This window comes from Novosphingobium rhizovicinum (assembly GCF_040813635.1).
GTDB classification, from domain to species: domain Bacteria; phylum Pseudomonadota; class Alphaproteobacteria; order Sphingomonadales; family Sphingomonadaceae; genus Novosphingobium; species Novosphingobium rhizovicinum.
On sequence record NZ_JBFNXR010000021.1, the window covers coordinates 456087 to 481736 of the forward strand.

20 protein-coding genes are annotated in these 25650 nt (G+C 62.8%); 13 read left to right on the forward strand and 7 right to left on the reverse strand.

Features of this window, described 5'->3' with window-relative positions:
* Positions 1–68 precede the first annotated feature (68 nt).
* Complete coding sequence (locus ABUH87_RS06990) at positions 69–2003, reverse strand: M61 family metallopeptidase (protein ID WP_367771739.1); 1935 nt, start codon at positions 2001–2003, stop codon at positions 69–71.
* 99 nt (positions 2004–2102) lie between these two features.
* Between ABUH87_RS06990 and hisS the strand changes: the two genes are divergently transcribed.
* From hisS to ABUH87_RS07025, 7 genes are all read left to right on the forward strand, one after another.
* Complete coding sequence (hisS, locus tag ABUH87_RS06995) at positions 2103–3371, forward strand: histidine--tRNA ligase (protein ID WP_367771743.1); 1269 nt, start codon at positions 2103–2105, stop codon at positions 3369–3371.
* On the forward strand, positions 3368–4441 hold the full coding sequence (prfA, locus tag ABUH87_RS07000) for a peptide chain release factor 1 (protein WP_367771746.1): 1074 nt from the start codon (positions 3368–3370) through the stop codon (positions 4439–4441). Before hisS ends, prfA begins: the two co-directional genes overlap by 4 nt.
* A 57-nt stretch (positions 4442–4498) precedes the next feature.
* Positions 4499–5332: a peptide chain release factor N(5)-glutamine methyltransferase gene (gene prmC / locus ABUH87_RS07005; protein WP_367771749.1), complete on the forward strand. Its 834-nt coding sequence runs from the start codon at positions 4499–4501 to the stop codon at positions 5330–5332.
* 236 nt (positions 5333–5568) lie between these two features.
* Positions 5569–6462: a DUF4167 domain-containing protein gene (locus ABUH87_RS07010; protein ID WP_367771752.1), complete on the forward strand. Its 894-nt coding sequence runs from the start codon at positions 5569–5571 to the stop codon at positions 6460–6462.
* Between the two features lie 59 nt (positions 6463–6521).
* Positions 6522–8201 carry an apolipoprotein N-acyltransferase gene (gene lnt / locus ABUH87_RS07015; RefSeq protein ID WP_367771756.1) on the forward strand — a complete coding sequence of 560 codons (1680 nt, stop codon included), beginning with the start codon at positions 6522–6524 and terminating at the stop codon, positions 8199–8201.
* Positions 8202–8227: 26 nt separating this feature from the next.
* Positions 8228–9472, forward strand: a complete 1245-nt coding sequence (gene metK / locus ABUH87_RS07020; protein WP_367771759.1) for a methionine adenosyltransferase — start codon at positions 8228–8230, stop codon at positions 9470–9472.
* A gap of 12 nt (positions 9473–9484) precedes the next feature.
* The gene (locus ABUH87_RS07025) at positions 9485–10354 is read left to right on the forward strand and encodes a sulfurtransferase (RefSeq protein WP_367771762.1); all 870 of its coding nucleotides are present in this window, start codon (positions 9485–9487) and stop codon (positions 10352–10354) included.
* Between the two features lie 23 nt (positions 10355–10377).
* On the opposite strand, the gene ABUH87_RS07030 is transcribed toward ABUH87_RS07025, so the two are convergent.
* The 3 genes from ABUH87_RS07030 to ABUH87_RS07040 all read right to left on the reverse strand — a co-directional run bounded on the left by ABUH87_RS07030 (position 10378) and on the right by ABUH87_RS07040 (position 12370).
* Entirely contained in the window at positions 10378–10923 is a 546-nt protein-coding gene (locus tag ABUH87_RS07030) for a glutathione peroxidase (protein WP_367771765.1), read from the reverse strand.
* Positions 10924–11000: 77 nt separating this feature from the next.
* Positions 11001–11651, reverse strand: coding sequence for a CoA transferase subunit B (locus ABUH87_RS07035; protein WP_367771768.1), 651 nt, complete (start codon positions 11649–11651; stop codon positions 11001–11003).
* Complete coding sequence (locus ABUH87_RS07040) at positions 11651–12370, reverse strand: CoA transferase subunit A (RefSeq protein WP_367771771.1); 720 nt, start codon at positions 12368–12370, stop codon at positions 11651–11653. Before ABUH87_RS07040 ends, ABUH87_RS07035 begins: the two co-directional genes overlap by 1 nt.
* Before the next feature lie 178 nt (positions 12371–12548).
* On the opposite strand from ABUH87_RS07040, the gene ABUH87_RS07045 reads away from it, so the two are divergent.
* Both ABUH87_RS07045 and ABUH87_RS07050 read left to right on the forward strand, forming a co-directional pair.
* On the forward strand, positions 12549–13331 hold the full coding sequence (locus tag ABUH87_RS07045) for a universal stress protein (protein ID WP_367771775.1): 783 nt from the start codon (positions 12549–12551) through the stop codon (positions 13329–13331).
* A gap of 491 nt (positions 13332–13822) precedes the next feature.
* Positions 13823–16135 carry a CDC48 family AAA ATPase gene (locus ABUH87_RS07050; RefSeq protein WP_367771779.1) on the forward strand — a complete coding sequence of 771 codons (2313 nt, stop codon included), beginning with the start codon at positions 13823–13825 and terminating at the stop codon, positions 16133–16135.
* A 100-nt stretch (positions 16136–16235) separates the two neighbouring features.
* Here ABUH87_RS07050 and polA read toward each other — a convergent pair whose 3' ends face one another.
* Positions 16236–19091 carry a DNA polymerase I gene (gene polA, locus ABUH87_RS07055; protein ID WP_367771782.1) on the reverse strand — a complete coding sequence of 952 codons (2856 nt, stop codon included), beginning with the start codon at positions 19089–19091 and terminating at the stop codon, positions 16236–16238.
* A gap of 237 nt (positions 19092–19328) precedes the next feature.
* Between polA and ABUH87_RS07060 the strand changes: the two genes are divergently transcribed.
* The gene (locus ABUH87_RS07060; RefSeq protein WP_367771785.1) at positions 19329–19628 is read left to right on the forward strand and encodes a hypothetical protein; all 300 of its coding nucleotides are present in this window, start codon (positions 19329–19331) and stop codon (positions 19626–19628) included.
* 160 nt (positions 19629–19788) lie between these two features.
* Positions 19789–20322, forward strand: coding sequence for a molybdenum cofactor guanylyltransferase (gene mobA, locus ABUH87_RS07065; RefSeq protein ID WP_367771790.1), 534 nt, complete (start codon positions 19789–19791; stop codon positions 20320–20322).
* A 39-nt stretch (positions 20323–20361) separates the two neighbouring features.
* Here mobA and ABUH87_RS07070 read toward each other — a convergent pair whose 3' ends face one another.
* Positions 20362–21042 carry a winged helix-turn-helix transcriptional regulator gene (locus tag ABUH87_RS07070; RefSeq protein ID WP_367771793.1) on the reverse strand — a complete coding sequence of 227 codons (681 nt, stop codon included), beginning with the start codon at positions 21040–21042 and terminating at the stop codon, positions 20362–20364.
* A gap of 133 nt (positions 21043–21175) precedes the next feature.
* Positions 21176–22375 carry an LL-diaminopimelate aminotransferase gene (locus ABUH87_RS07075; RefSeq protein WP_367771796.1) on the reverse strand — a complete coding sequence of 400 codons (1200 nt, stop codon included), beginning with the start codon at positions 22373–22375 and terminating at the stop codon, positions 21176–21178.
* Between the two features lie 183 nt (positions 22376–22558).
* Between ABUH87_RS07075 and ABUH87_RS07080 the strand changes: the two genes are divergently transcribed.
* The gene (locus ABUH87_RS07080; RefSeq protein ID WP_367771799.1) at positions 22559–24460 is read left to right on the forward strand and encodes a PHA/PHB synthase family protein; all 1902 of its coding nucleotides are present in this window, start codon (positions 22559–22561) and stop codon (positions 24458–24460) included.
* A 688-nt stretch (positions 24461–25148) separates the two neighbouring features.
* Entirely contained in the window at positions 25149–25598 is a 450-nt protein-coding gene (locus tag ABUH87_RS07085; RefSeq protein WP_367771802.1) for a phasin family protein, read from the forward strand.
* The last annotated feature ends 52 nt before the right edge of the window (positions 25599–25650 follow it).

A 25650-nucleotide genomic window follows, 5' to 3' on the forward strand; every position in this document is an offset into this window, starting at 1 on the left:
GATTGAGACGGGCGCGACTTAGCCTCCACAATGCTGCGCCGCAACGTGAATTCAGCTAGGCAATCGCGCTATCGTCGGGGCGCAAGCAGGCGATCGAGCGGCGCTTCCTTGTCACCTGTCGTGCGCTCCAGCCACGGCCAGCGCGGTCCACCGTTCCAATCGACAGGAACTGTCATGTACCGCTCTCCACGCTTTATGAGCAACTCCAGGGGCTGATTGCCGCCTTTCGCAACGGAGATCGCGTCTTTGATCACCTGCTGCGAGTAGGCATTGCCGTTCACGGCGACGATCTTCACCCCTTTGACGAGACCGGCATCGAATGCGGGACTATCCCAAACTGTGGAGCTGACAGTGCCATCCTCGCTGATGCCGATCCCCAGCGAGTAGCTGAGGTCGATAGAGTTACGGTATTTGGCGATGCCTGCCTGATAGGGATTGGGCGTGTCTTTCCAGACCAGCCGATAGCCCGCCTTCTCCAGTCCGGCGATGGGCGCCGGCTGCCCCGGTTCGTACAGGCGCGTGCGCAGGAACGTGGCCCAGTCGTACGGGTAGACCTGGTTCAGCGTGGTTACGACATCCTCAAACGTGTAGGGTAGCTGGCCCCAGTCCCCATCACGCATGCCGAAGAAGGCGTGGGCGAAGTCATCCAGCCCCTTTGCGCGGCGCGTGCCCTGGCGGATGATCTGGTCGGCCTCCAGCCACACGAGCGCGCCCTCGTTGTAGTAGTCCTCCCCCCGAGTCAGCGTATCGAACGGCAGGGGGCGGCGCCCGTTGATGATGGGATCTTTGGTGGTATCCTCTACCGAGCGCCACGCCCGCCCAGGCGTTCCCTCGGCATAGCGGCCTGCGTTTGCGGCCAGGGCCCCCAGGATCACTTCCTTTGACTGAATGCCCGATCGGGCGGCCAGAACGAGGCCCCAGAACTGCGTCTGGCCTTCGTAGACCCACAGGAGCGAGTTGCGCATCGGATACTGGTAGTCCGGCGTCCACAACTCAGCCGGGCGACGGTACTTTCCGTTCCAGCTGTGCACCAGTTCGTGCGCGATGACATTGCGGTCCCAGTCGAATGCCTCCCAGTCGACCAAGGCCCTTGGCTCCATCTGGTTTTCGCTGGAGCGATGGTGCTCAAGGCCGATGCCGCCCATGCGGTCCGTCAGGGCAGTAAGGAAAGTGTAGCGGTCGAAGTGCCGCGCACCGAACAGCGCAATGGCCTCTGTTACCAACTTGCGATAGGTCTGGAGGTGCTCGGGCTTGACGTCGAGGTTCTGCGGCGCGTCCGCGATGGCGTCCATCCGCACGTTCTGCCCCAGATCCCAGGTCTTCGCATAGCGCCCCGCGAAAATCGGCGAGTCCACAAGGGTCTCGTAGCTGGTCTTCGCCCAGCGCACCGTGTCGCCACTGCGAGCCATCCCGTCGAGAGCGGTAAAGACACTCCAGCCCCCAGGCACCTTGACGCGCGGCTCCACGGCGATGTTTCGTGTATAGTAACCGGCGGGATAGAGCGTCATCTTCTCCCACTGCAGGTTGAGCATCTCCCGCGTCATGGTGATCCGGCCCTCATTGCTCTGCACGGGCGAGGTGTGGATCAGGCTCGCCGTCACGCTGCGAGTGCCCTCCGGCAGCACCAGGTGAAAGGCATTCACCGCAACCGGGTCGCGGGTCCAGGCGATTGGCTTCCCGTTGGCGGTGAAGCGGATGTTCGAGAACAGGGCCAGGCTGTTGCGCGGAGAGTGTCCGCCCGGAACCCAGAGCGGCTCCAGCAGCGTCAGCTCGTGCGTGCCGGGCGCAACCGGGATCGTCTGCGTCACCTTGTAAAGGCCGCGGATCACGTCCGTGGCGTCGATGTCGATACCGATGGTGCCGGGATACGCGATATCGCGTGCTTCGGGAATGGAATCGGGAAGCGCCACTGGATGCGGCGCGCTGTTGCCAGGCACTTGCTGCGCCAGAGAGATTGAGGATACGGTGAGCGAGGCGGCTGCGAGCGCGTATTTAATCTTCATGCCTCAGCTTGGTCAGAGCTGGCGCACCCTGCAAGTCCCAAAATGGCGGGACAGGTCATAGCTTTGCCTGCGCCCCCGAAACGGGCTAAGCGCGCGCGCATGAAAACTGCCACACCGCAAGCCGCCACCCCCAATCCGGTCCGCGGCACACAGGATATCTTTGGCGCAGAGGCCGAGGCTTTCGCGCGCGTTGTAGAGACGTTCGAGCGCGTACGCCGTCTCTACCGCTTCCGCCGCGTCGAAATGCCGGTGTTCGAGAAAACCGCTGTTTTCTCGCGCTCTCTGGGCGAGACAACCGATGTCGTTTCGAAAGAGATGTATTCCTTCGAGGACCGCGGCGGCGATTCTCTGACTTTGCGGCCGGAATTCACCGCAGGCATCGCACGAGCTTACCTGACCGACGGATGGCAGCAATTCGCGCCGCTGAAGGTGGCGACGCACGGGCCGCTGTTTAGGTACGAACGCCCTCAGAAGGGACGCTATCGGCAGTTCCACCAAATCGACGCCGAAGTGATCGGAGCGGCGGAACCGGCAGCGGACGTCGAACTGCTGGTCATGGCCGACCAACTCCTGCGCGAGCTTGGCATCGCGGAGGGCGTGACGCTGCAGCTCAACACGCTTGGCGATGCGGCCAGCCGGGAGGCCTGGCGCGCCGCGCTGGTCGAGTATTTCCGCGCGCATCGTACCGAGCTGTCGGAGGACTCCCAAGACCGCCTCGAGCGCAATCCGCTGCGTATCCTCGACTCCAAAGATCCGCGTGACCGCCCCTTCGCGGACGCTGCGCCCCGCATCGACGACTACCTCTCTGCCGAGGCGCAGGACTTCTTCGCGGCGGTGACACAAGGGCTGGAAGCAGCGGGGGTGGCTCATACCCGCGCCCCAGCCCTTGTGCGCGGTTTGGACTATTATCGACACACTGCTTTCGAATTCGTCACCGACCGGCTGGGCGCTCAGGGGACGGTGCTGGGCGGAGGCCGCTATGACGGGCTGATGGAGGCGCTTGGCGGTGCCGCTACCCCGGCTGTTGGATGGGCTGCGGGTATCGAGCGCCTCGCCATGCTGGTCGCCGATGCGGGAGAAGTGCCGGAGACGAAAGCCGATGTCGCCATCGTTCCCATGGGGGCGGCAGCGGAGAGCGCGTGTCTTGGCCTGGCGGCAACCCTGCGCCGCTCCGGTCTCGCCGTGGACATGGGCTATAAAGGCAACATGAAGAAGCGCATGAGCCGGGCTAATGAAAGCGGTGCACGGTTCGCGCTGATCGTGGGCGATGATGAACTGGCGGCCGGCGAGGCCACGGTGAAGGATCTCTCCTCGGGGGCGCAGGAACGGCTTCCCCTTCACGCCATCCCCGCAAGGATCGGCGTGTGAGCACGATTACCGACCAACGCCTTCAGCAAATCGGCGCGCGCTTTGCGGAACTGGAGGCACGCCTCGCATCGGGTACTCTGGAAGGCGAAGCCTTCGTCGCCGCAAGCCGGGATTATGCTGAGCTTGAGCCGGTAGCGCGGGTCGCTTCAGAGGTCATCGGCATGCGCGGCGAGCTGGCCAGTCTGCAGGTCTTGCAGGACCCCGACCCGGAGATGCGGGCTCTCGCCGAAGAGGAGATCGGGCGACTCAGAGAGGAACTGCCTGAGGCGGAGCGGCGCCTCGCGCTGGCCATGTTGCCGCGCGATGCGGCGGACCAGCGTCCAGCCATGCTTGAGATCCGGGCAGGAACCGGAGGCGATGAAGCGGCGCTGTTCGCGGCCGACCTTTATCGCATGTACGAACGCTACGCGGCCGAGCAGGGCTGGCGGGTCGAGATGATCAGCGCGAACGCCAGCGATATTGGCGGCTTCAAGGAAGTCGTGGCGAACGTTGCCGGTACGGGCGTATTCGCCAAACTCAAGTTCGAGAGCGGCGTCCACCGCGTCCAGCGCGTGCCCGTGACGGAGAGCGGCGGCCGGATCCACACCTCCGCCGCCACCGTGGCAGTGCTGCCCGAGCCCAGCGAAGTCGATGTGCAGATCGACGACAAGGATCTCAAGATCGACATCTATCGCGCGAGTGGTGCTGGCGGTCAGCACGTGAACACGACGGACTCCGCCGTCCGCATCACGCACCTGCCCAGCGGCATCGTCGTCACCCAGCAGGATGAGCGGAGCCAGCACAAGAACAAGGCGAAGGCCATGCAGGTGCTTCGCGCCCGCCTTTACGAGAAGATGCGGGAAGAGGCTCACGGCGCGGAAGCCGAGGCGCGGAAGGCGATGGTCGGTTCGGGCGACCGCTCCGAGCGCATTCGGACTTACAACTTCCCACAGGGGCGCGTCACGGATCACCGCATCAATCTGACTTTGCACAGGTTGCCCGAAATCCTTGAGGGTCCGGGCCTTGCCGAGCTTGTGGACGCTCTGATCGCAGAAGATGAGGCCAAGCGCCTCGCCGCGATGGATGGCTGACCTGTCGAGCCTGCATTTGCTCGCAACCCCCGCGGCGGCGCAGTGAGCGGAGTGCGAATGACGGTATCGCAGGCGATCCGCGAGGCTGCCGCCCGTCTTGCCATTACCAGCGATACCGCCCGGCTGGATGCCGAGGTGCTGATGGCTCATGCGCTTGGCACGTCCCGCTCCGACCTGCTGCTCAGGCGCCTGAACGATGCCGTACCGGCCGCTTTCGTTAATGCGGTGGAACGGCGGCTGCGGCATGAACCTGTTGCCTACATCACGGGGGGGCAGGAGTTTTTCGGACTGCCCTTCACTGTCACTCCGGATGTCCTGATCCCGCGCGGCGACAGCGAAGTTGTCGTGGAGCGGGCGCTTGCCGCCTCGCCGGGCGCGCGTCGCGTACTCGATTGCGGAACCGGATCGGGCGCGCTGCTGCTCGCGGTGCTGGCGAACCTGCCACAGGCGCAAGGCGTTGGCATCGACCGGAGTCACACTGCCTTGGCCGTGGCGCAACGCAATGCAGAGGCGCTGGACCTCGCGCCCCGCGCACGCTTCACCCCGGCGAACTGGACTCAGGCAGGCTGGGAGGAGCCGCTGGGAGGGCCCTTCGACCTGATCCTTGCCAACCCGCCATACGTGGAGGCGCATGCTGAACTTGCCGCTTCCGTTCGCGACTATGAGCCCGCCGGCGCTCTGTTTGCAGGCGATGACGGCCTGGACGCTTACCGTGCGCTGGTGCCGCAGCTTCCGCGACTGCTCTGCGCGGGTGGGATCGCGCTGGTGGAGATCGGTGCCCGGCAAGCCGTGGCGGTCGGTGCTCTCGCAGAGGCCGCTGGCTTCCATGCTCAGTTGCATCGCGATCTGGGTGGGCGGCCTAGAGTTCTGGAATTATGCATGGGCGGGTAAGATTTCGCTTGGATTTTGTCAGCGCAACTCCTAAGTCTGCAGTCGAACCGGCATATGGACGTGGATTTCCCATACCCGGTTCGACTCCAGCATTTGCAGTTGATCGCGGCGGGGGAGTTGCGACAGGGCAGATGTCGGGACCACGGTGCTCGAGATGACCCGTGGGGGAGCGACATTCGGCATCGTGAACTTGACATGGGTTCGAGACGGCCCCGGGGTTTTGAGGAAAGCTATCCTTGAATAATAATCGGAATAACAATAACCGCCGGCGTGGCCGCGGTAACAATCGTCCGCAGGGCGGCCAGCAGCTGAACCGGATCGACAGCAGGGCACGGGGCAATGCGCCGCAGCTGCTGGAGAAATACCGCAAGCTTGCCCATGACGCGCATCTGAACGGTGATCGTGTGACGGAGGAGTATTACCTCCAGTTCGCGGATCACTATTTTCGTGTCATTGCCGATCAGCGGCAACGTCAGGAAGAATCGCGCCAGCCGCGTCGTGATGAGCGTGGTCCTGAGTACTCCGACGAGTATGCGGAAGACGATATCTACGGCGACAGCGGCTCTCCCTACGATCGTTCTGGTGGCGGTCAGGGGGGCAATGGTGGAGCAGCAGGTTCTGGTTCCAGCCAGAGCGAGGGGCGCCCCGAGCGTGGCTCCGAACGTGGCCCTCGCCGGCATGAGCGGCCTGATCGTGCTGAGCGATCTGATCGTGGCGAACGCCCCGAGAGGGCCGAGCGTGGCGACCGTCCCGAGCGTGGCGACCGTCCCGAGCGGAGCGCCAGCAAGGAAGCAGACGAGGCACCTGGCAATCCGGAGCAGCAGCCCACTGCAGATGCGGAATCGTCTGCGTTCGAAGCTTCGGAGAACCCGTTCGTGCGTGAGGACCGTGCGCCCCGCACGCCACGCCAGCGTAAGCCGCGCCGCGAAAAGCAGGACGGCGAAGGCGCAGCTGTAGCATCTGATACGGGCGACGCGCCGGCCAATCTGGATCCTGCAAGCCTCCCTCCCGCCATTTCGACTCGCAAGGAGGGGGATGCGGAGGAAGCGCCAGCCAAACCCAAGCGGCGCACTCGCCGCGCAGCGCCGCCTTCGGATGACGGAGCCGGTACGCTTGAAACCGTGAACTGATTTGGAGAAGCGCGGCAAGGCACATTCGCTTGCGCCGCGCTTCTTCGGGCTGCAAGCCCATGACTATGGATTCGCCCACACAAGCGTCGCGTAAAACCCTGGCAGCAGTCTTGCGCCATCCCCATGCGGGCGCGCTTGCTGCGGGTGGTCTGGCGGCATGTGGCTTTCAGCCTCTTGCCTGGTGGCCGTTAACGATCCTGGCGACGGCTTGGCTGATCGAGCTGGTCGCCCGAGCACCGAGAGCGATGCAGGCATTCTTTGTCGGCTGGCTCTTCGGCCTCTCCCATTTCACTGTCGGCAACAACTGGATTGCAACGGCCTTCACCTATCAGGCGCAGATGCCCGCGTGGCTGGGCGCAGTCGCCGTTGTGCTGTTGGCTATCTACCTGGCGCTCTACCCTGCGCTGGCCGCGCTGGGGGCCTGGTTGATTGTCCACCGACTTCCCGGATCAAGGAGAAGGCGGGAAGCGGGCCTGGTCTCGCGCGTAACGGGAATAGGCCTGGCGCTAGCGGGGTGTTGGATCCTGACCGAGTGGATGCGCGCTTGGGTGTTTACAGGTTTTGCCTGGAATCCTCTGGGTGTCGCTGTGCTCGGGCCCTACTCGGGCCAGGGGCTCGCTCTCTTGACGCCGTGGATCGGGACCTACGGCCTCTCGGGTGTGCTGGTCCTCATCGGCGGAGCCGTGCGTTCGATGGCTCACGGGTTTATGGGGGCGGCCGGCAGTGCCCGTGCCGGATGGGGGCTGGCGCTTGTGCTGCTTGCCGCTGCGCTCGGAGCTCAGGTCGCCTTGCCGGCGAAGTACCTCAACGGCGCAGAAGGGCAGGTTCGGTTCACTCTCATCCAACCGGACATACGGCAGGAGACCCTCGACGACCCGCGCAATTATGAAGCTCACTTCATCAAGATGGCGCGTCTCACGGTTCCACAGGACCGGGGCGATCGGCGGGTGGTTTTCTGGCCGGAGTCGGGGCTCGTCGACTATCTGCGCGATGGCTATCCCGAACGTTACTACCGTCAGATGACCTATGCTGCCGACCCGGCGCTCGCCCGTGAGCGGATCGGCCAGGTCATCGGCCCCTACAGCCTGCTTCTGACTGGTGCGGTCGATCTCGTGATCGAGGATCAGACGGCGATCGGCGCGCGCAATTCCGTCACTGCAATAGATTGGCGCGGTAGTATTCTGGCAGGCTACTCAAAGGCCCATCTCGTTCCCTATGGCGAATACCTCGCCCTCCGCTGGCTTCTTGAACCGCTTGGGGCAAGACGCCTTGTCGCAGGTGCGCTCGACTTCTGGCCGGGTCCGGGGGCTCGCACGTATGACCTCGGCGCCTGGGGCAAGGCGGGGATGCAGATCTGCTACGAGATCATCTTCTCTGGCCAGGTAGTCGACCCGGCGGATCGACCGGACTACATCTTCAACCCATCCAATGACGGCTGGTTCGGCAGTTGGGGGCCGCCCCAGCATCTGGCTCAGGCACGCCTTCGTGCCATAGAAGAGGGCTTGCCGGTTCTGCGTTCCACAACCACCGGAATCAGCGCGGTGATCGATGCGAACGGCATCGTACGAGAGCACCTGCCTTCGCACGTTGCGGGGCGGATTGACGGGCGCATTCCGCCAGCGAGGGAGCCGACGCTGTTCGCGCGGTATGGGAACATGCTCCCGCTTGGGATGGCTGTTCTGCTTATCGCCGCATCGGTGGTTGCGCGGAGGCGGCACAGCGCTTATCCCCACGCATAAAGAAATCTTTATATGACGGGTGACCGATGCGTACCAATTATGTTTTCACGTCCGAAAGCGTCTCCGAGGGGCACCCGGACAAGGTGGCAGACCAGATCTCCGATGCGATCGTGGACCTGTTCCTTTCGAAAGACCCCGAAGCACGTATCGCCTGCGAGACGCTGACGACCACGCAGCGTGTGGTGCTGGCCGGCGAGATCCGGTGCAAGGGCGTGTACGAGAACGGCCAGTGGGCTCCGGGGGCGCTTGAGGAGATCGAGAAGACCGTCCGAGAAGTCGTGCGCGAGATCGGCTATGAGCAGGATGGCTTCCACTGGGAGACGTTCGAGTTCAGCAATTGCCTCCACGGCCAGTCCGCCCATATCGCACAGGGCGTGGATGCCAGCGGGAACAAGGACGAGGGCGCGGGCGACCAGGGAATCATGTTCGGTTTCGCCTGTGACGAAACTCCCGACCTGATGCCTGCGACGCTCGATTACAGCCACAAGATACTGCAGCGCATGTCGGCTGACCGCCATTCCGGCGCCGCGCCTTTCCTCGAGCCGGACGCCAAGAGCCAGGTTACCCTACGGTTCAAGGCAGGCCGCCCAGTGGCCGCCACCGCGGTCGTCGTCTCAACCCAGCACAAGGAGGGCTGGGACAGCGGTGAGAAGGAAGCGGAGCTCAAGAAGTACGTTAAGCAGGTGGTCGCCGATATCCTGCCGCAGGAACTTCTCTCCGAAGAGACCGTCTATCACATCAATCCGACCGGCAGCTTCGTGATCGGCGGACCTGATGGCGATGCGGGCCTCACCGGGCGCAAGATCATCGTCGATACGTACGGCGGCGCCTCGCCGCACGGCGGCGGAGCCTTCTCGGGCAAGGATCCCACGAAGGTGGACCGGTCTGCTGCCTACGTCACGCGTTATCTTGCTAAGAACGTTGTCGCTGCCGGGCTGGCGCGCCGCTGCACTATCCAGGTTTCCTACGCGATCGGCATTTCCTGTCCGCTCTCGCTCTATGTAGACACGCATGGGACTGGCACGGTGTCGGACCACGTGCTGGAGGCGGCGATCGTGAGCGTCGCGGCGGAGAAGCTCGGGGGGCTGACGCCGCGGGGGATTCGTGTTGGGCTGGGCCTGAACAAGCCCATCTATCGGCCGACCGCGGCCTACGGCCACTTCGGCCGCAAGCCTGAGGGCGAGTTGTTCCCTTGGGAGCGGACGGACTTGGGCGAAGCGCTGCAAGCGGCTGTGGCTCAGGAGAACGGTAAGCTCGAGCCGGCGGAGTAAGGTCCGCAGTCCATGGCCCGCTCGAAGGATTATGAGACGATCGTATCGGTCGAGGCGCTGCGCGACCTTGTAGTCGAAGGCTCCGCACTGCTGCTGATCGACTGTGGGTTCGACCTCACTGACCCGGAGCAGGGCCGGAAGAGTTATTTCGAAGGCCACCTTCCTGGGGCCCGGCATATTGACCTTGAGAAGGATATGTCGGGCGCCGCGAACGGGAAGAACGGGCGACACCCCTTGCCAGCGCGGACCGCCTTCGCCGCGACAATGCGCCACCTTGGCATGCGAGGCGACATGCAGGTGATCGCGTATGACAACAGCGGCGGGATCTACGCTGCCCGCTTCTGGTGGATGCTCCGCTGGCTTGGTCACAGCGCTGTTGCTGTGCTCGACGGAGGCAAGCAGGTCTGGATCGAAGCAGGGCTGCCGCTGGAAAGCGGCGAGCCCGTTCCCGCGCCGCAAGGGGACGTAATCCCAGGCGCTGTGCTGGTGGGAGAACCCGTTGGCGCAGACGAACTGATGGCCAATCTGGAGAGCGGCGAACTGCAGGTCATCGATGCGCGGGACGGACGGCGGTTTGCCGGTGAGCCGCACGCGCTCGATAGCGTGCCGGGACACATACCGGGGGCAACCAACCGCTTTTACCGCGACAATCTGGACGAAGTAGGGCGGTTCCGCTCTCCAGTGGAGCTTGCCGGTGAATTCCGGACAGCGCTTGCAGGCAAGTCGCCGGACCGCAGCATTCTGCAGTGCGGCTCAGGCGTCACGGCGTGCCATAATGCGCTGGCGATGGAACTGGCCGGCATGAAGGGAGCGAGGCTCTATCCCGGCTCCTGGAGCGAGTGGACGTCAGATCCCGCGCGGCCGGTGGCCAAAGAGGGCTGAGCGCCCCCTCTGGCATCCCGCACTCACTTCTTCAGTTCAGTCTCGATGGCGGAGACGAGGGTTGGATCATCGGGCGTCATGGCGGGGGCAAAGCGCCCCACCACCTTGCCATCGCGGCCGATCAGGAACTTCTCGAAGTTCCAGAGCACTTCCGGATCGTCGTTGGGCGTCATGCCGTAGCCCTTGAAGCGCTCTTTCATTCCGTCGACGTCGCCCTGTTTGTGGGGGACCGCTTCGGTTAGCGCCGCATAGAGCGGCTGCTTCTCGGGGCCGCTGACCGGCGCCTTGTTGAAGAGCGGAAACGAAACGCCGTAATTCACCTGACAGAACTCGACGATCTCCTCATGCGAGCCAGGCTCTTGCGCGCCAAAGTCGTTGGCGGGGAAGCCCAGCACTTCGAACCCTTGCTCCTTGTAGGTGTTGTACAGCTTCTCAAGTCCTTCGTACTGAGGGGTGAGGCCGCACTTCGAAGCGACGTTGACGACCAGCAGCACTTTGCCCGCGTGTTCGCCCAAGCTGTCAGGCGTGCCGTTGATGCGGGTCAGCGGAATTGCGGCGAGATCGGCCATGCTTGTCTTCTCCCAATGGTTCGGGAGAGGTTATGGGGGCGTCCCCTGACCGCCGCAAGACTCCGCTAAAACGGCGGTCAGCTCCCGTATTGCGCCGTCGTCCTGGCGGCGACGTCATCAGTCGTTACGCCCGGCGCCAGTTCGATGAGGCGAAATGGACTCGCATGGTCGGGTCGGGCAAAGACGCACATGTCGGTGACGATCATGTCCACCACGTTCTTGCCGGTGAGCGGGAGGGTGCAGGCCGGGATGAACTTGGGGTCACCGTTCTTGGAGGTGTGCTCCATCACCACGATGATCTTCTTGACGCCGGCAACCAGGTCCATGGCGCCGCCCATCCCCTTGATCATCTTGCCCGGGATCATCCAGTTCGCGATGTCACCGTTCTCAGCCACTTCCATCGCGCCGAGTACCGCAAGGTCAATGTGCCCGCCGCGAATCATCGCGAAGCTGGTCGCGCTGTCGAAGTACGCGGAATGGGGCAACTCGCTGACGGTCTGCTTCCCGGCGTTGATGAGGTCCGCGTCCACCTCGTCGGGGTAAGGAAAGGGGCCGATGCCGAGCATGCCGTTTTCCGACTGCAGCGTCACCGTCATTCCCTTGGGGACATGGTTCGCCACCAGCGTCGGGATGCCGATGCCCAGGTTCACATAGAACCCGTCCTGCAGCTCCTGCGCCGCACGGGCGGCCATTTGATCGCGGGTCCAACCTTTGCTGTCCTGTGGCATCAGACGGTCTCCCTCTCGCGCGTGGTCGTGAACTCGATCTTCTTGTCGTAAGGTGCGCCTACGATTATGCGCTGCACGAACACGCCGGGAAGGTGGATGCAGTCCGGGTCGAGCGATCCTGTCGGCACGATCTCTTCCACTTCAACAACGCACACCTTGCCGCACGTCGCGGCGGGTACGTTGAAGTTGCGGGCGGTCTTGCGGAAGACGATATTGCCGGTCTCGTCCGCCTTCCAGGCTTTTACAAGCGCAAGATCCGCGAAGATGCCACGCTCCAGCACGTACTCTTCCTCACCGTTCGGACCTTTGAAGACCTTCGTCTCCTTGCCGTCTGCGATGAGTGTGCCCACACCTGTCTTCGTGTAGAACCCGGGGATTCCAGCGCCGCCGGCCCGCATCCGTTCCGCCAGTGTGCCTTGCGGACAGAATTCAACTTCCAGTTCACCCGAGAGGTACTGCCGCTCGAACTCCTTGTTCTCCCCGACGTAGGAGGAGATCATCTTCTTGACCTGCTTCGTGCGCAGCAGCTTGCCGATGCCTTCATTGTCGATGCCGGCATTGTTGGATGCGAAGGTGAGGTCCTTCACGCCGCTATCCCGGATCGCGTCGAGCAGACGCTCGGGGATGCCGCAAAGGCCGAAACCACCGGCTGCAATTAGCAGGCCGTCCCGGAGCAAGCCGTCAAGAGCGGCTGAGGCATCGGGGTATAGCTTGTTCATCGGCGGGCCTCCCTGCTGGCTTCGCGTGTTGCGCTGCAGCGCTTCGGGCCTGCCGATAGCCGATGGCCTGCGTAAAGGTCCAGTTCTCGTTGAAGAGAGATCGCGCCTTTTGACTTGTATCATGGAGTTGCCGACAATCTCCGGGCGATCATCGCCACGGATTCGAAGGAGACAGTCGATGCGTTCAATACTCGTAAGCGGTGAATCTGGACCGGGAGCCGAGGTGCGGCTGCAAGCGGCGATTGATCTGGCCGGATTTTTTGGCGCTCATCTGACTGTTCTCTTCAGCCTGCCGGTATCGCGCTACGTTGGCTTCGATGGGATTGGGGGCAGCTATGTCGTGGCGGACGCGCTGGAGCAGGCAAGAGCCGACGAGGACAAAGCCGTCGCCACGCTTGAGCAGCGCTTGACCCGCGAAGGCGTGCCGTTCGATGTCGTCCGCAGCGAAGAAGAGCCCGGCGCGGCAATTGCGTCGGCTGCGCGGCTTGCGGACCTCATCGTGCTCTCCCGCTCGAATCCACTTGCCGGGGACGTTGTCCTGATGGGGCAGGTGCCAGTCCTTGCACTTCCTGACGAAGGGCGGCTGGTGATGCCGCCACGCAGCGCCTGCGTTGGCTGGAACGGCGGAGATGAGGCAGCGGCGGCTGTTCGTGCCGCCGTGCCGCTCCTTGCGAAATGCGAAAAGGTGCAGGTGGTTCGTATCGCAGAGAAAGCAGGCGGGTACCCCGGAACCGACGTGCTGCGCTACCTGTCACGACACGGAATCTGCGCGGAGTTGAACGAGGTCGAGCGGAACGGCTCGGTCGAGGAGACGCTCGCCGCGGCAGTCAGCCAATCGGGAGCGGATCTTCTGGTCATTGGTGCGTATGGCAAGAGCCGTTTGCGGGAGTACCTCTTTGGCGGCGTCACCGCGCATTTCCTTCAGGACCAGAGTGCGCCCGCGTTGCTGCTCGCCCACTAGCTGAGCCGAGAGCCTGGAAGATGCTCACCTAGCTAAGGGTGTGCCGCATTGCAGCAAGTGAGCAGTGGTGTGGGCCGTAACCCCAGGCCAGCCACAGGCGGAAACCGTTTGGAGGCAACGGTATCGGCTCATAACCAGAGTTCAAACATGCGGCATTTAAGCATTTTGTGAGCTGCCGGTGCGTGGAGGTGATCTGTGTTGCGTTTTATGCAACTTGAATCGAGCTTTTCGCATTTGCACAAAAATGGGATCACGCGCATATAGAGCATGCCTTTCAGGCATCCTCTCCCAAAACTTCCAAGGCCCGGTCGGCATCGATCGGGCCTTTTTTTCATTTGCCAGGTTGGCCCGTGACTTAGGCATGCGCACTGCAGCCAATTGGGTTGGCGGAACCCTCCCGCGGCGCGACCGTTGGTTTGAAATCGCTGGCTCGCGTTCCTAGTTCGGCTCCGGCCCGCGACGGGCAGAGTTGATGCGAAGGGATTTCATGCATGGCCGACGCGGCGATCCAGTCAGAGGACAGGACGATTAAGCTTCAGGTGGCCGCGGCGCGCCAGGAGGAGAGTGGACATGGCATAGCGCGCCTCTCCCGCGCCTCGCTCTCTGCGATTGGCGCGATGGAAGGCGATGTGCTGGAAATCACCGGGAAGAGTATGACAGTGGCGCGTGCCATGCTTGGCTATCCTGAGGACGAGGAGCTTCAAGTCATTCGCCTGGACGGGCTCCAGCGTGGCAACGCCGAGGTGGGTTCGGGTGAGCATGTGAAGGTGCGCAAAGCGGAAACGCGCCCGGCGCAGCGCGTGGTCTTTGCCCCTGCCCACAAGGAGATGCGGCTTCAGGGGCCAGCGCAGGCCTTGAAGCGCAACTTTTTCGGCCGTTCGATGGTGCAGGGCGATCTCGTCGCAACCACAGGCCAGCAGCAGGTCGCCGATTTGCCTCCTCAACTGCAGCGCATGTTCAACGCGCCCGCTTATTCGCTGACCCAGATCCGTCTCAATGTCGTCTCGACAGTGCCCAAGGGCATTGTTCAGATCGATGAGAATACCGAGGTCGAACTGCGCGAGGTCTATGAAGAGGCGCAGGGGCCGCGGGGCGACATCAACTACGATGACGTTGGTGGGATGGGCGACACGATCCGCCAGTTGCGCGAGATGGTCGAGCTGCCGTTGCGTTATCCTGAGCTCTTCACACGGCTTGGAGTCGATCCGCCAAAGGGCGTGTTGCTGCATGGCCCGCCAGGAACGGGCAAGACTCGCCTGGCGCAGGCCGTGGCCAATGAGAGCGATGCGAACTTTCTCTCGATCAATGGCCCCGAAATCATGGGCTCTGGCTACGGCGAGAGCGAGAAGGCGTTGCGCGAAGTGTTTGAAGAGGCGGCGAAATCGTCTCCGGCAATCATCTTCATCGACGAAATCGACTCGATCGCGCCCAAGCGCAGTCAGGTCCATGGCGAGGCGGAGAAGCGGCTGGTCGCTCAGTTGCTGACGTTGATGGACGGGCTCAACTCACGCGCGCATGTCGTCGTGATCGCGGCGACCAACCGCCCAGACGCGATCGACGAGGCGCTGCGTCGTCCCGGCCGCTTCGATCGAGAGATCGTGATCGGTGTTCCCGACGAGAGCGGGCGCCGTGAGATCCTGGCCATCCACACCCGAGGGATGCCGCTTGGTCCGGGCGTCGACCTTGGTGAACTCGCGCGCACGACGCATGGATTCGTTGGAGCCGACTTGGCCGCTTTGACGCGGGAAGCCGCGATCGAAGCGGTGCGGCGGATCATGCCCAAGCTGGATCTGGATGCCCGCACAGTCCCGCCGGAGGTGCTCGAAAGCCTCTCTGTTGAGCGCGACGATTTTCTTGCGGCGCTGAAGCGGGTGCAGCCGTCAGCGATGCGGGAGGTCATGGTGCAGGTCCCGAATATCGGCTGGGCCGATATCGGCGGCTTGGACAACGCGCAGCTCAGGCTGCGTGAAGGCGTCGAACTGCCTTTGAAAAATCCGGAAAGCTTCCACCGGCTTGGTATTCGCCCGGCGAAGGGCTTCCTCCTTTATGGGCCACCCGGCACGGGCAAGACCCTGCTGGCAAAGGCTGTGGCGAAGGAAGCGGAAGCCAACTTCATCTCGATCAAGTCATCCGACCTGCTTTCCAAGTGGTACGGCGAGAGCGAGCAGCAGATTGCGCGGCTGTTTGCCCGTGCGCGACAAGTGGCTCCGTGCGTGATCTTCATCGATGAGATCGACAGCCTGGTTCCCGCTCGTGGAATGGGTGGCGGTGGTGAACCGCAGGTGACGGCACGGGTGGTGAATACGATCCTGGCCGAAATGGACGGCATGGAGGAACTGCAATCCATAGTGCTGATCGGAGCTACCAACCGCCCGGCTCTGGTCGATCCGGCTCTGCTGAGACCCGGTCGATTCGATGAACTGGTCTATGTCGGCACGCCCGACGCCGCCGGTCGTGAGCACATCCTGCGCATCCACACGTCTCGTATGCCTCTGGCGGATGATGTGGACCTAAGCCGCGTCGCGCAGGAAACCGAGCGCTTCACCGGCGCGGATCTGGAGGACGTCGTACGGCGCGCCGGTCTGCTCGCGATCCGCAAGCAGGGTGCGACAGTCTCGACCGTGTCCCAGGCTGACTTCAACGAAGCGCTTGAAGACAGCCGTGCAACCGTCACGCCCGAGATGGAGGAAGAGTACGAGCGCATGAAGGGCGAGCTGAAGAAGCGCGCCATGGCCGTGGAGCCGGTCGGCTTCATCGCCCCCGGCATGCTTGAGCCACGCCGGGAGCGTAAGCACGGCGACTGAGCGCTTGGTCGGTGTACGGTTACTATAAGCTCGGCCTTGGGTGGCCGGGCTTATCACTTTGAGGGCAGGCGAGTCGCTGAAGCCTTGGCCAGAAGCGCTGTCAGTGCGCGGCGCCCCAGCTCTGCCCCGATCCGATCTCAACTCCGAGCGGGACATCCAAGCTGACTGCGGGCAACGCTGCTTCCGCCATCACCCGCTCTATGACCGGTGCGGCCGCAGCAACATCTCCTTCAGGCAACTCGAACACCAGTTCATCGTGCACCTGCAGCAGCATCCGTACCTCGTTCAATCCCGCTGCCGTGAGCGCTGGCCCCATGCGCGCCATGGCCCGCTTGATGATGTCGGCGCTTGTGCCTTGAATGGGCGCATTGATCGCCGCGCGTTCGGACCCTTGGCGCTCCGCCTGCGACTTCGCGTTGATGCGCGGAAACCAGGTCTTGCGACCGAAGAGCGTCTCTGAGTAACCCCGCTCCCGCACCAGTTCCAAGGTCGAAACGATGTAGCGCTGGATGCCGGGGAACCGGTCGAAATAGCGATCGATCATCGCTTGGGCTTCGTCCGCGCTCGTGCCGAGCCGTCCAGCGAGGCCCCAGCGGGAAATGCCATAGAGAATGGCAAAATTGATTGTCTTCGCTCGGCCGCGCGTGTCGCGATCGACCGTGCCGAACATCTCCATGGCGGTGCGTGCGTGGATGTCTTCTCCCTTGGCGAATGCCTGCTTCAGGGGAGGGACGTCGGCCATGTGAGCTGCCAGGCGCAACTCGATCTGCGAGTAGTCGGCGGAGAGCAGAACATTACCGGGCTCTGCCACGAAGCAATCGCGAATCTGGCGGCCGATCTCCGTGCGAATCGGAATGTTCTGCAGGTTCGGATCCGTGGACGATAGGCGCCCGGTCTGCGCCCCGACGAGCGAGTAGCTGGTGTGCACGCGCCCCGTGGTCGGGTTGATCGCTGCTTGCAGCGCTTCGGTGTAAGTGGAGCGCAGCTTTGTCAGCTGGCGCCACTCCAGCACCTTGTTCGCCACCTCGGCTCCTTGTGCGGCCAGGTTCTCCAGGATCGCCTGGTCAGTCGAATACTGGCCCGACTTGCCCTTGCGGCCGCCCTTGTACCCCATCTTGTCGAACAGGATGTCGCCCAACTGCTTGGGGCTGCCGATCGTGAATTCCTGACCGCACAGGCCGAAGATTTCGCATTCCAGGGCGGAGATCGTCTCGGCAAACTGTCTCGAGAGACCGGCGAGCTTCTCGCGGTCAACCTTGATCCCGTGCCGCTCCATCTGTGCGACGACCGGGATGAGCGGCCGGTCCACGCGTTCGTAGATCCGCGTACCGCTCTCTTGCGGTAACCGCGGGCGCAGCAGGCTGTGCAGGCGCCACGTCACGTCTGCATCCTCCGCAGCATAACGTGTGGCGCGGTCAAGCGGGACTTCGCCGAAAGGTATCGCTTTCTTCCCCGTCCCGCATATCTCCTTGAAAGTCAGAGTCTTATGATTGAGATGCCGTTCGGACAACTCGTCCATCCCGTGTCCGCCGCCGATCCCCTCGGCCTGGCGACCCGCATCGAGACAGAACGAGATGATCATCGTGTCGTCCACCGGCGCAACCGTTATGCCGTGGCGGGCCAACACGTTGATATCGTACTTGATATTTTGCCCGACTTTCAGAACAGCATCGCTCTCCAGCAGGGGCTTCAGGCGCTGCAGAGCCTCATTGAGCGGCACCTGCGTGGGCCGTTCAGCGAACATGTCACTGCCCCCGTGGCCGAGCGGGATATAACATGCGTCATTCGGGCCCAGAGCAAGGCTAATGCCCGCAAGATCGGCCCTCATGGCGTCGAGAGCGGACGTCTCGGTATCGATCGCTACAACCCGTGCATCAGAAGCTCGGGCAATCCATGCGTCCAGCTGGGCGACGGTTGTCAGGCAGGTATAGCTGTCCAGATCCGGCGCGGGCCAGTCAGGCAAAGACTGCCGAGCAGCCCCCTCGACCGGTGTGACGCCCATTGTCACGGGCTTGGATGGATTCAGCTGAGTCGCGCGCTCGGGGCTGCCGTGGCCTCCGTCCAGCCGCTTGAGGAGGCTGGTAAAACCGTGCCGAGACAGGAAGGCGGCAAGAGGTTCGGGTGGGATGGCGGTAAGCTTGAAATCATCAAGGGGCACAGGAAGAGCGCAGTCTTCCTTGAGCGTGACCAGCTCCTTGGAAAGCCGTGCGAGATCAGCATGCTCAATCAGCCGCTCCTGCAGCTTGCCCTTCTTCATTGAGGGTGCAGCAGCCAGGGCCGAATCCAGGTCGCCGTAATCCTGGATCAGCTTGCTCGCCGTCTTCGGCCCCACTCCGAACACGCCAGGCACGTTGTCCACCGAATCGCCCATGAGTGCGAGGACGTCGCCGACCTTCTCGGGCGGAACGCCGAACTTTTCGATGACTTCGGCGACATCGATGCGCTGGTTCTTCATCGTGTCGAGCATGTCTATGCAGCCGCCCTCAACGCCGTCGTGAGGCTCGGCGCACTTGCCGACAAGCTGCATGAGATCCTTGTCGGAGGAGACGATCGTCACGTCCCATCCTTGCCGGGTTGCCGCGCGCGCGTAGCTGGCGATGATATCGTCGGCCTCGACCCCCTCCTCCTCGATGCAGGCGAGGCTGAAGGCGCGCGTCGCATCGCGAATCAGGGGAAACTGGGGCACCAGGTCCTCTGGCGGCGGCGGCCTATGTGCCTTGTACTGGTCATACAGTTCGTTGCGGAACGAAGTGCTTGCCTTGTCGAGAATGACCGCAAGGTGGGTGGGGCCGTCAGCCTTGTTGAGATCTTCTGCCAGCTTCCACAGCATCGTCGTATAGCCGTAAACCGCACCCACAGGCGTGCCTTGCGGATCGGTCAGCGGCGGCAGCCGGTGATAAGCGCGAAAAATGTAGGCCGAACCGTCGACCAGGTAGAGATGCTGTTTGGACTCCATGGCGCGCTTGGTAGCAGCGCGCAGACTGGCCGTCAGTAACTAGGTGGGCAAGCGCAGGGTCTCTTGTCGGGGGACATGATCCGGCTGGATGCGACGAGCCGAGCCCAGCTTGATGACGGACGCTTGCATAGCGTGAGCAAGCGCACTAATTGACCGCGTGAAGTCTATCGCATTGGTAGGCTTTAGTGCGGAAACTATCCTCCGCACGTCCGGAAAATTGATCAAGGGTACAAGAAGATGCGCAAGATCGTTCTCGCCGCTGCGGCTGGCATTGGCCTGCTGTCGATGGCTGCTTGCTCTGAGCAGACGCAGGACTCCGCTGAGGTGACCGCGACTTCGGCTGCTGACGACCTGGCCGGCGCTGCCGACGAGGCCGCTGACACCGCTGGCGATGCTGCTGCCGAAGCTTCGGATGCTGCTGGCGATGCCGCCGCCGCCGCTGAAGACGCCGGTGCCGAAGCTGCTGACGCTGCCGGTGACGCAGCTGCTGCCGCTGAGAGCGCTGCTGCTGAAGCCGAAGCTGAGATGAAGCAGTAAGGCTCTTCTGCGAGCACCTGGTTTCGCAAGAAGGCGCGCCGGTAACCGGCGCGCCTTTTTTCGTAAGCAAGACCAGCAACCCGCAGGCCGCCTGTCGCTTATTTCTCCTGCGTCTCCAGCTTTGGCTGGATTGCCGGCGCGGTCGAGCTGTAGGTAGGCGATGATTCTTGGTGCAGTCCTAGCCGGTGGGCAATCGAGCCGTTTTGGCAGCGACAAGGCGCTTGCCGAGTTCGACGGACGTACGTTGCTCGCATGTGCAGTGGACGCGCTGGCGGGCTGGTGCGACCATGTCATCGTTGTCGGCAGAGTGACGGCTCCGGCTCCCACGATGCCTGACTGGCCGCGCGCCGGTATGGGGCCTCTAGGCGGCCTGGCTGCTGCGCTCCGCTTTGCGGTGGACGAAGGTTACTCTGCCGTTTTGAGCTGTGGCGTCGATTCACTGGGTTTGCCGGATAACCTGCTCCATTTACTCGAGCCTGCCCCTGCTTGCCTTCGGGCTCAGCCGGTGGTCGGGCTCTGGCCGGCAAGCGCCGCTTCGCAAATAGAGGCGCTGCTGCAGGGAGATCCGCCGCACTCCCTGTTTCGACTGGCTCAGGCATTAGGCGCGCGTCTGGTCGATACACCAACGCCGCCTGCCAATATCAATACCGTTGAAGATCTGCAGGCAATGCAGCGTTCGGGACCTTGCGGCTGACGCCAAGCTCCCGCCTATCCGTGTCGCGCCCGCGCGCTATCACCGTTGGCGCAACCTGTGAGTGGGTATGGTGAAGCTGCTCACCGGATGAGCCGAAAGGCTGAGGCAATAACCGCCGGGGACCGTAGTGAGGATGTGGGAGAGGCCAACCACAGCAAGCTTGCTGCGAAGACGAGAGACATGAACGGCGATGCTGTTCGTTTCCGGGACGAAGCCGAGACGCCAGACGTCCTGTGTGAGGGACTGCTTGCTAACCGGTTCGCCAGGCGTATCCGCAAGGCGCCAGAGCAGGCCGAACTCCCGGGGATTGAGGTCGAGAGCCTCGTCGGCGATGAATGCCTTTCGAGAAATCAGGTCGAGTCGCAGTTTCGCTCCGATTCGGCGCTCCCGAGGAACCCAGGAGGTTAGATCCAGCAACCGCCTGGCGCGTGCGTGATACTCCACCACGGAGATGCCATCGCCGATCGCATCTCCAAAGCCGGCTTCGAGAAGGTTCGCGCGCTCTGACGGTGCATTGGCGCCGCTCACCAGCATTAGCCTGCGCGCATCATGGCACGTTGCCGTCAGGAGGCGGGCCCAGCCAATGCCGTCCAGCCCTGATGCATCCACCACAGCAATGCAGTCGGGCGGGGCACCGGCTGATGCAAGCCTCCAGCCGTCGCGCCGCAAGTCTCGCGCTTCAGGCATGACTTCGTCCGAGATCCAACGGAAAGCACCCACTACGTCCTCCAATTTTCCTGGTGCGACCGCAGGATGCGCAAGCCTCGTTTGGCGGGCTCGCGTCGGGGACGTGGTGGTGCTCTCCTCCCTTTTGGGGTAGGTGTATATTCTTACAGGTAGGACTACTAAGGTCCTACGCGGCTGAGGAATTTACCCCTTTTGAGGTCAGGTAGCGGCGGATGTTGCGGGCCGCCTGACGGAGGCGCTGCTCGTTTTCGACCATTGCGATCCGCACGAACCCTTCGCCGTCCTCACCGTACCCGACGCCCGGTGCCACTGCCACGCCAGCGTGCGTCAGCAGTTCCTTCGAGAACTCAAGGCTGCCCATCTCACGCAGTGCAGGTGGAAGCGGTGCCCAGGCGAACATGGACGCTTTGGGCGGCGGGATGTCCCACCCGGAGCGGCCGAACGCCTCGACCATGACATCCCTGCGCTTCTGATAGAGCTGCCGGTTCCTCTCAACGATGTCCTGCGGTCCGTTCAATGCTGCGCAAGCCGCTGCCTGGATCGGCGTGAAGGCGCCATAGTCCAGATAGCTTTTCACGCGTGTCATCGCGGCGATGAGCTTCTGGTTGCCGACCGCAAAGCCCATGCGCCAGCCTGCCATGGAGTAAGTCTTGCTCATCGACGTGAACTCGACCGCGACGTCCTTCGCGCCGGGCACCTCCAGGATGGAGCGCGTGGGATTGCCGTCATAGTAGAGCTCGGAATAGGCAAGGTCGGACAGGATCCAGACCTTGTTCTCCTTCGCCCAGGCAACCAGCCGTTCGTAGAATGCGAGATCCACCGTCTCGGCCGTCGGATTGGAGGGGTAGTTCACCACCAGGATCGATGGGCGCGGCACAGTGAAGGCCATGGCCTTGTCCAGGCTGCGCCAATAGTTCTCATCGGGCGTCGTCGGCACCGACCGGATGGTGGCACCAGCGATGATGAAGCCGAAGGTGTGGATGGGATAGCTCGGGTTCGGTGCCAGCACCACGTCGCCCGGCGCGGTGATTGCGGTCGCCAGGCTGGCAAGCCCCTCTTTCGAGCCCATTGTGACGACCACCTCACGCTCGGGGTCGACCTCAGCTCCGAAGCGATTGGCATAGTAGTTGGCCTGAGCGCGGCGTAGCCCGGGAATGCCCTTGGACTGGGAATAGCCATGCGCGCTGGGCTTCTGGGCCACTTCGCACAGCTTGTCGATGACATGCTGTGGAGGCGGCAGATCGGGATTGCCCATACCCAGGTCGATGATGTCCTTACCCGCCTGGCGTGCTGCGTGCCGCATCGCGTTGACTTCGGCGATGACGTAAGGCGGCAGTCGCTTGATGCGGTAGAACTCGTCTTCCATGACCTCTGGTTTTCCTTGAAGCGGCACCGGCGCCGCCATGGCCCTGTAGGGGATTACGGCTGTCCAGCAAATGCCTGATCGCAGGCTCTGTGCATCAAGATTAGGACGGCTGCGCCCAAGGAGACTCGACACAGCCTGGATCGGGAAGCAGGTAACAAGGATTGCGAAGGAGAGCGAAGGCCGATGTCCAGTGAAGTGGGATCGAAAGACAAGGGCGCCGATCTCTTTGCCGAAATGATGATGGCGCAGGCACAAGGCGCTATGGCGCTGTTCGGGCAGTTCTTGCCCCACGCTGAGTCGTCCGGCGCATCCGGCGCGGAAGAGGCGGCTCACTGGGCGAGCCTTGCGGTGCGGCTGCAGACAATGTGGGCCGAGTTCCAGATGGAGCAGCTGGCAAAGGCGGCAGCGACACCGCCGCGCTTCATGGACCCGCATCAGTGGATCGCTTCGAGCGAATCGGTGCTGCGCCAGTTGCCGCTCGCGAGTCCCGAGGTGCAGCACAGGCTGTGGAGTGAAGGCCTTGCGCTTACCAATGCGGTGCTGGCGCAGTTCGGAATTGGATCTGCCGCTACGAGTGAGGCGGCCCCGGCCACGGCGCCTGAGCCCATTCTGCCGCGTCAGGATCGCCGCTTTGAGGATGCCGCCTGGCGAGAGCAGCCCTACTTCGCGCTGATCCACCAGATGTACCTGCTCATCTCCGAGCAGATGCTCGCCATGGCCGAGAGCGCCGAAGGGCTGGACCCTCCCAAGAAGCGCCAATTGGTTTTCGCCACCAAGGCACTGATCGATGCGATGAGCCCTGCCAACTTCCCTCTCACCAATCCTGTTGCGTTGGAAAAGGCCCGTGAAACTCGGGGTGAGAGCTTGGTGAAGGGTATGGAAAACCTGCTGGCGGACTTGCGTCGCGGCCAACTGACGCACAGCAGTCCCAGCGCCTTCACGCTCGGAGAGAACATCGCGGCGACGCCTGGCAAGGTGGTCTACGAGACGCCGCTCTTTCAGCTGATCCAGTACACGCCTACCACAGAGAAGGTGCTGGCCGTACCATTGCTCATCTTCCCGCCATGGATAAACCGCTTCTACATCCTCGATCTTGCACCGAAGAAGAGCTTCGTGCGCTGGGCTGTGGAGCAGGGCCTTACCGTCTTCATGGTGTCATGGAAGTCGGCCGATGCGACAATGGCCGAACTCGTCTGGGATGATTACATTCAGGCGCAGCTTGATGCGATCGAGCATGTCCGCGCCCGGCTCAAGGTGCCTGCGGTCCATACGGTCGGGTATTGTGTGGCCGGAACTACGCTCGCTGCGACTCTGGCGGTTCTTGCCGCGAAGGGTGAATCGGACAAGGTGAAGAGCGCGACCTTCTTCACCGCCCAAGTCGATTTCGAAGAGGCGGGCGAACTCAAGAACTTCATCGATGACCGACAGATCGAGGCGATCGGCCAGCTTGCAGCCGACGGCGTGGTCGATGGGCGGTACCTCGCGGCAGCATTCAACGCATTGCGAGGCAATGATCTGATCTGGAGTTACGTCGAGAGAAACTATCTCAAAGGCGAAGATCACCCGTCATTCGACCTGCTTCACTGGAATGGCGACGTTACAAATCTGCCGGCGCGCTGGCACTGCGACTACTTGCGCGACCTCTACCGTGATAATCGGCTGGTGACTGCGGGCTCGCTCAAGGCGTGCGACGTGCCGATCGATCTCAAGCGGATCACAACGCCCTGCTACATCCAGGCAGGGAGGGAGGATCATATCGCACCGCCGGAGAGTGTCTGGAAGCTCACGCGTCATCTTGCGGGCCCCTGGACATTCGTGCTCGCCGGTTCAGGTCACATCGCGGGCGTCGTCAACCCTCCGGCGGCGGGCAAGTATCAGTTCTGGACGAACTCCGGAGAACCTGATTCGCTCGCCGAGTTTATTGTGGGGGCACAGGAGCACGCAGGCAGCTGGTGGCCGCACTGGCGCAAGTGGCTTGAGACTGTCGACCCCGTGCTGGTTCCGGCGCGGGGCAAGCGCCGGCCGGGCGGTCGCGGTGACACGGTTATCGAGGATGCGCCCGGTCGGTACGTCGCGACCCGTTGAGGCGCGTTGCCGCTCCGAGCGATCAGCGCAAAAAAAGAGCCTCGGAGGTCACGTGCGCCATTTCCATGCTGCGCTGCAGCGTAAAAAAGTTGACGAGAGGCTGTGCAAGCCCTATTGTTGCAATGCAGCATACGGTTGTGGCGTGTTCATCGCATCGCGAACGGGTGCTCAGGGGCATGGTAAGTGACACGTTAAACGCGGGGCCTCTGTTTTTATGGCTGAGCAGAAGACTAAGATCGAAGATGCGGCGCTGGCTCCTGAGCTGGCGAAGCCCTCTGTCAGCCGCAAGGCTTCACTGTTGTCCGAAGGGTCAGGCACAGCAACATCCGCTTCTGCCGTGCAGGAGGGCATCGCCAGCCTGACGTCGAAGGGGGAGGCCAAGGCAGGCCCGTTGCCGGTTGAGAGCGATCCGGTCAGCTCCAGGCTCTTTGATGAGCCGTCTCAGAATGAAGCCGAACGCCCGTCGGACGTGCCTGCTCGATCGCCTCGTTCAAAATCGCGCCAAGCGAAGCCTGCGGCTGTAGGCGCAAGGCAGGATGCGAAGCCCCGGATGTCCGGGAGCCCCCGGGCCGCGGCCGCTACGCCGCAGAGTGCTTCCATGCAGAGCCCTGCCCCGAGCCGGGCGCCGCAGAATTCCGATAGCAGACCCGCCGTTTCAAAAACCAATTTCAGTTTCAAGGATCTAACCATGGATATGAGCGCTAACTTCAATGGCTTTCAGGGCATGATGAGTGAAGCTCAGGCGAAAGCCCAGGAAGCCTTCGAGAAGAGCACCAGCATGCTCGGCGAAGTCAGCGAGTTCACCAAGGGCAATGTCGAGGCCGTGATCGAGTCGGGCAGGATCTTTGCCGATGGATGCCAGGATATGAGCACCGCGCTGATCACGGAAGGACGGACCGCTTTCGAGACGATGACAGCCGATGTGAAGGAGCTGGCAGCGGCGAAGTCTCCGACCGACTTCTTCAAGATCCAGAGCGACATGGTTCGCAAGAGCTTCGATACCGCCGCCGCCTATGGTTCCAAGAACAGCGAAGCCATGCTCAAGCTTATGAGCGATGCGATGGCACCGATTTCCGGACGTATGAACGTGGCCGTTGAAAAGGCGCGTCAGACTGCGATGCCTTCGGGCGCGCTCTGATCTTTGACTTCGCCGAGGGGCCGGGTCGGCAACGACTCGGCCTTTTCGTGTT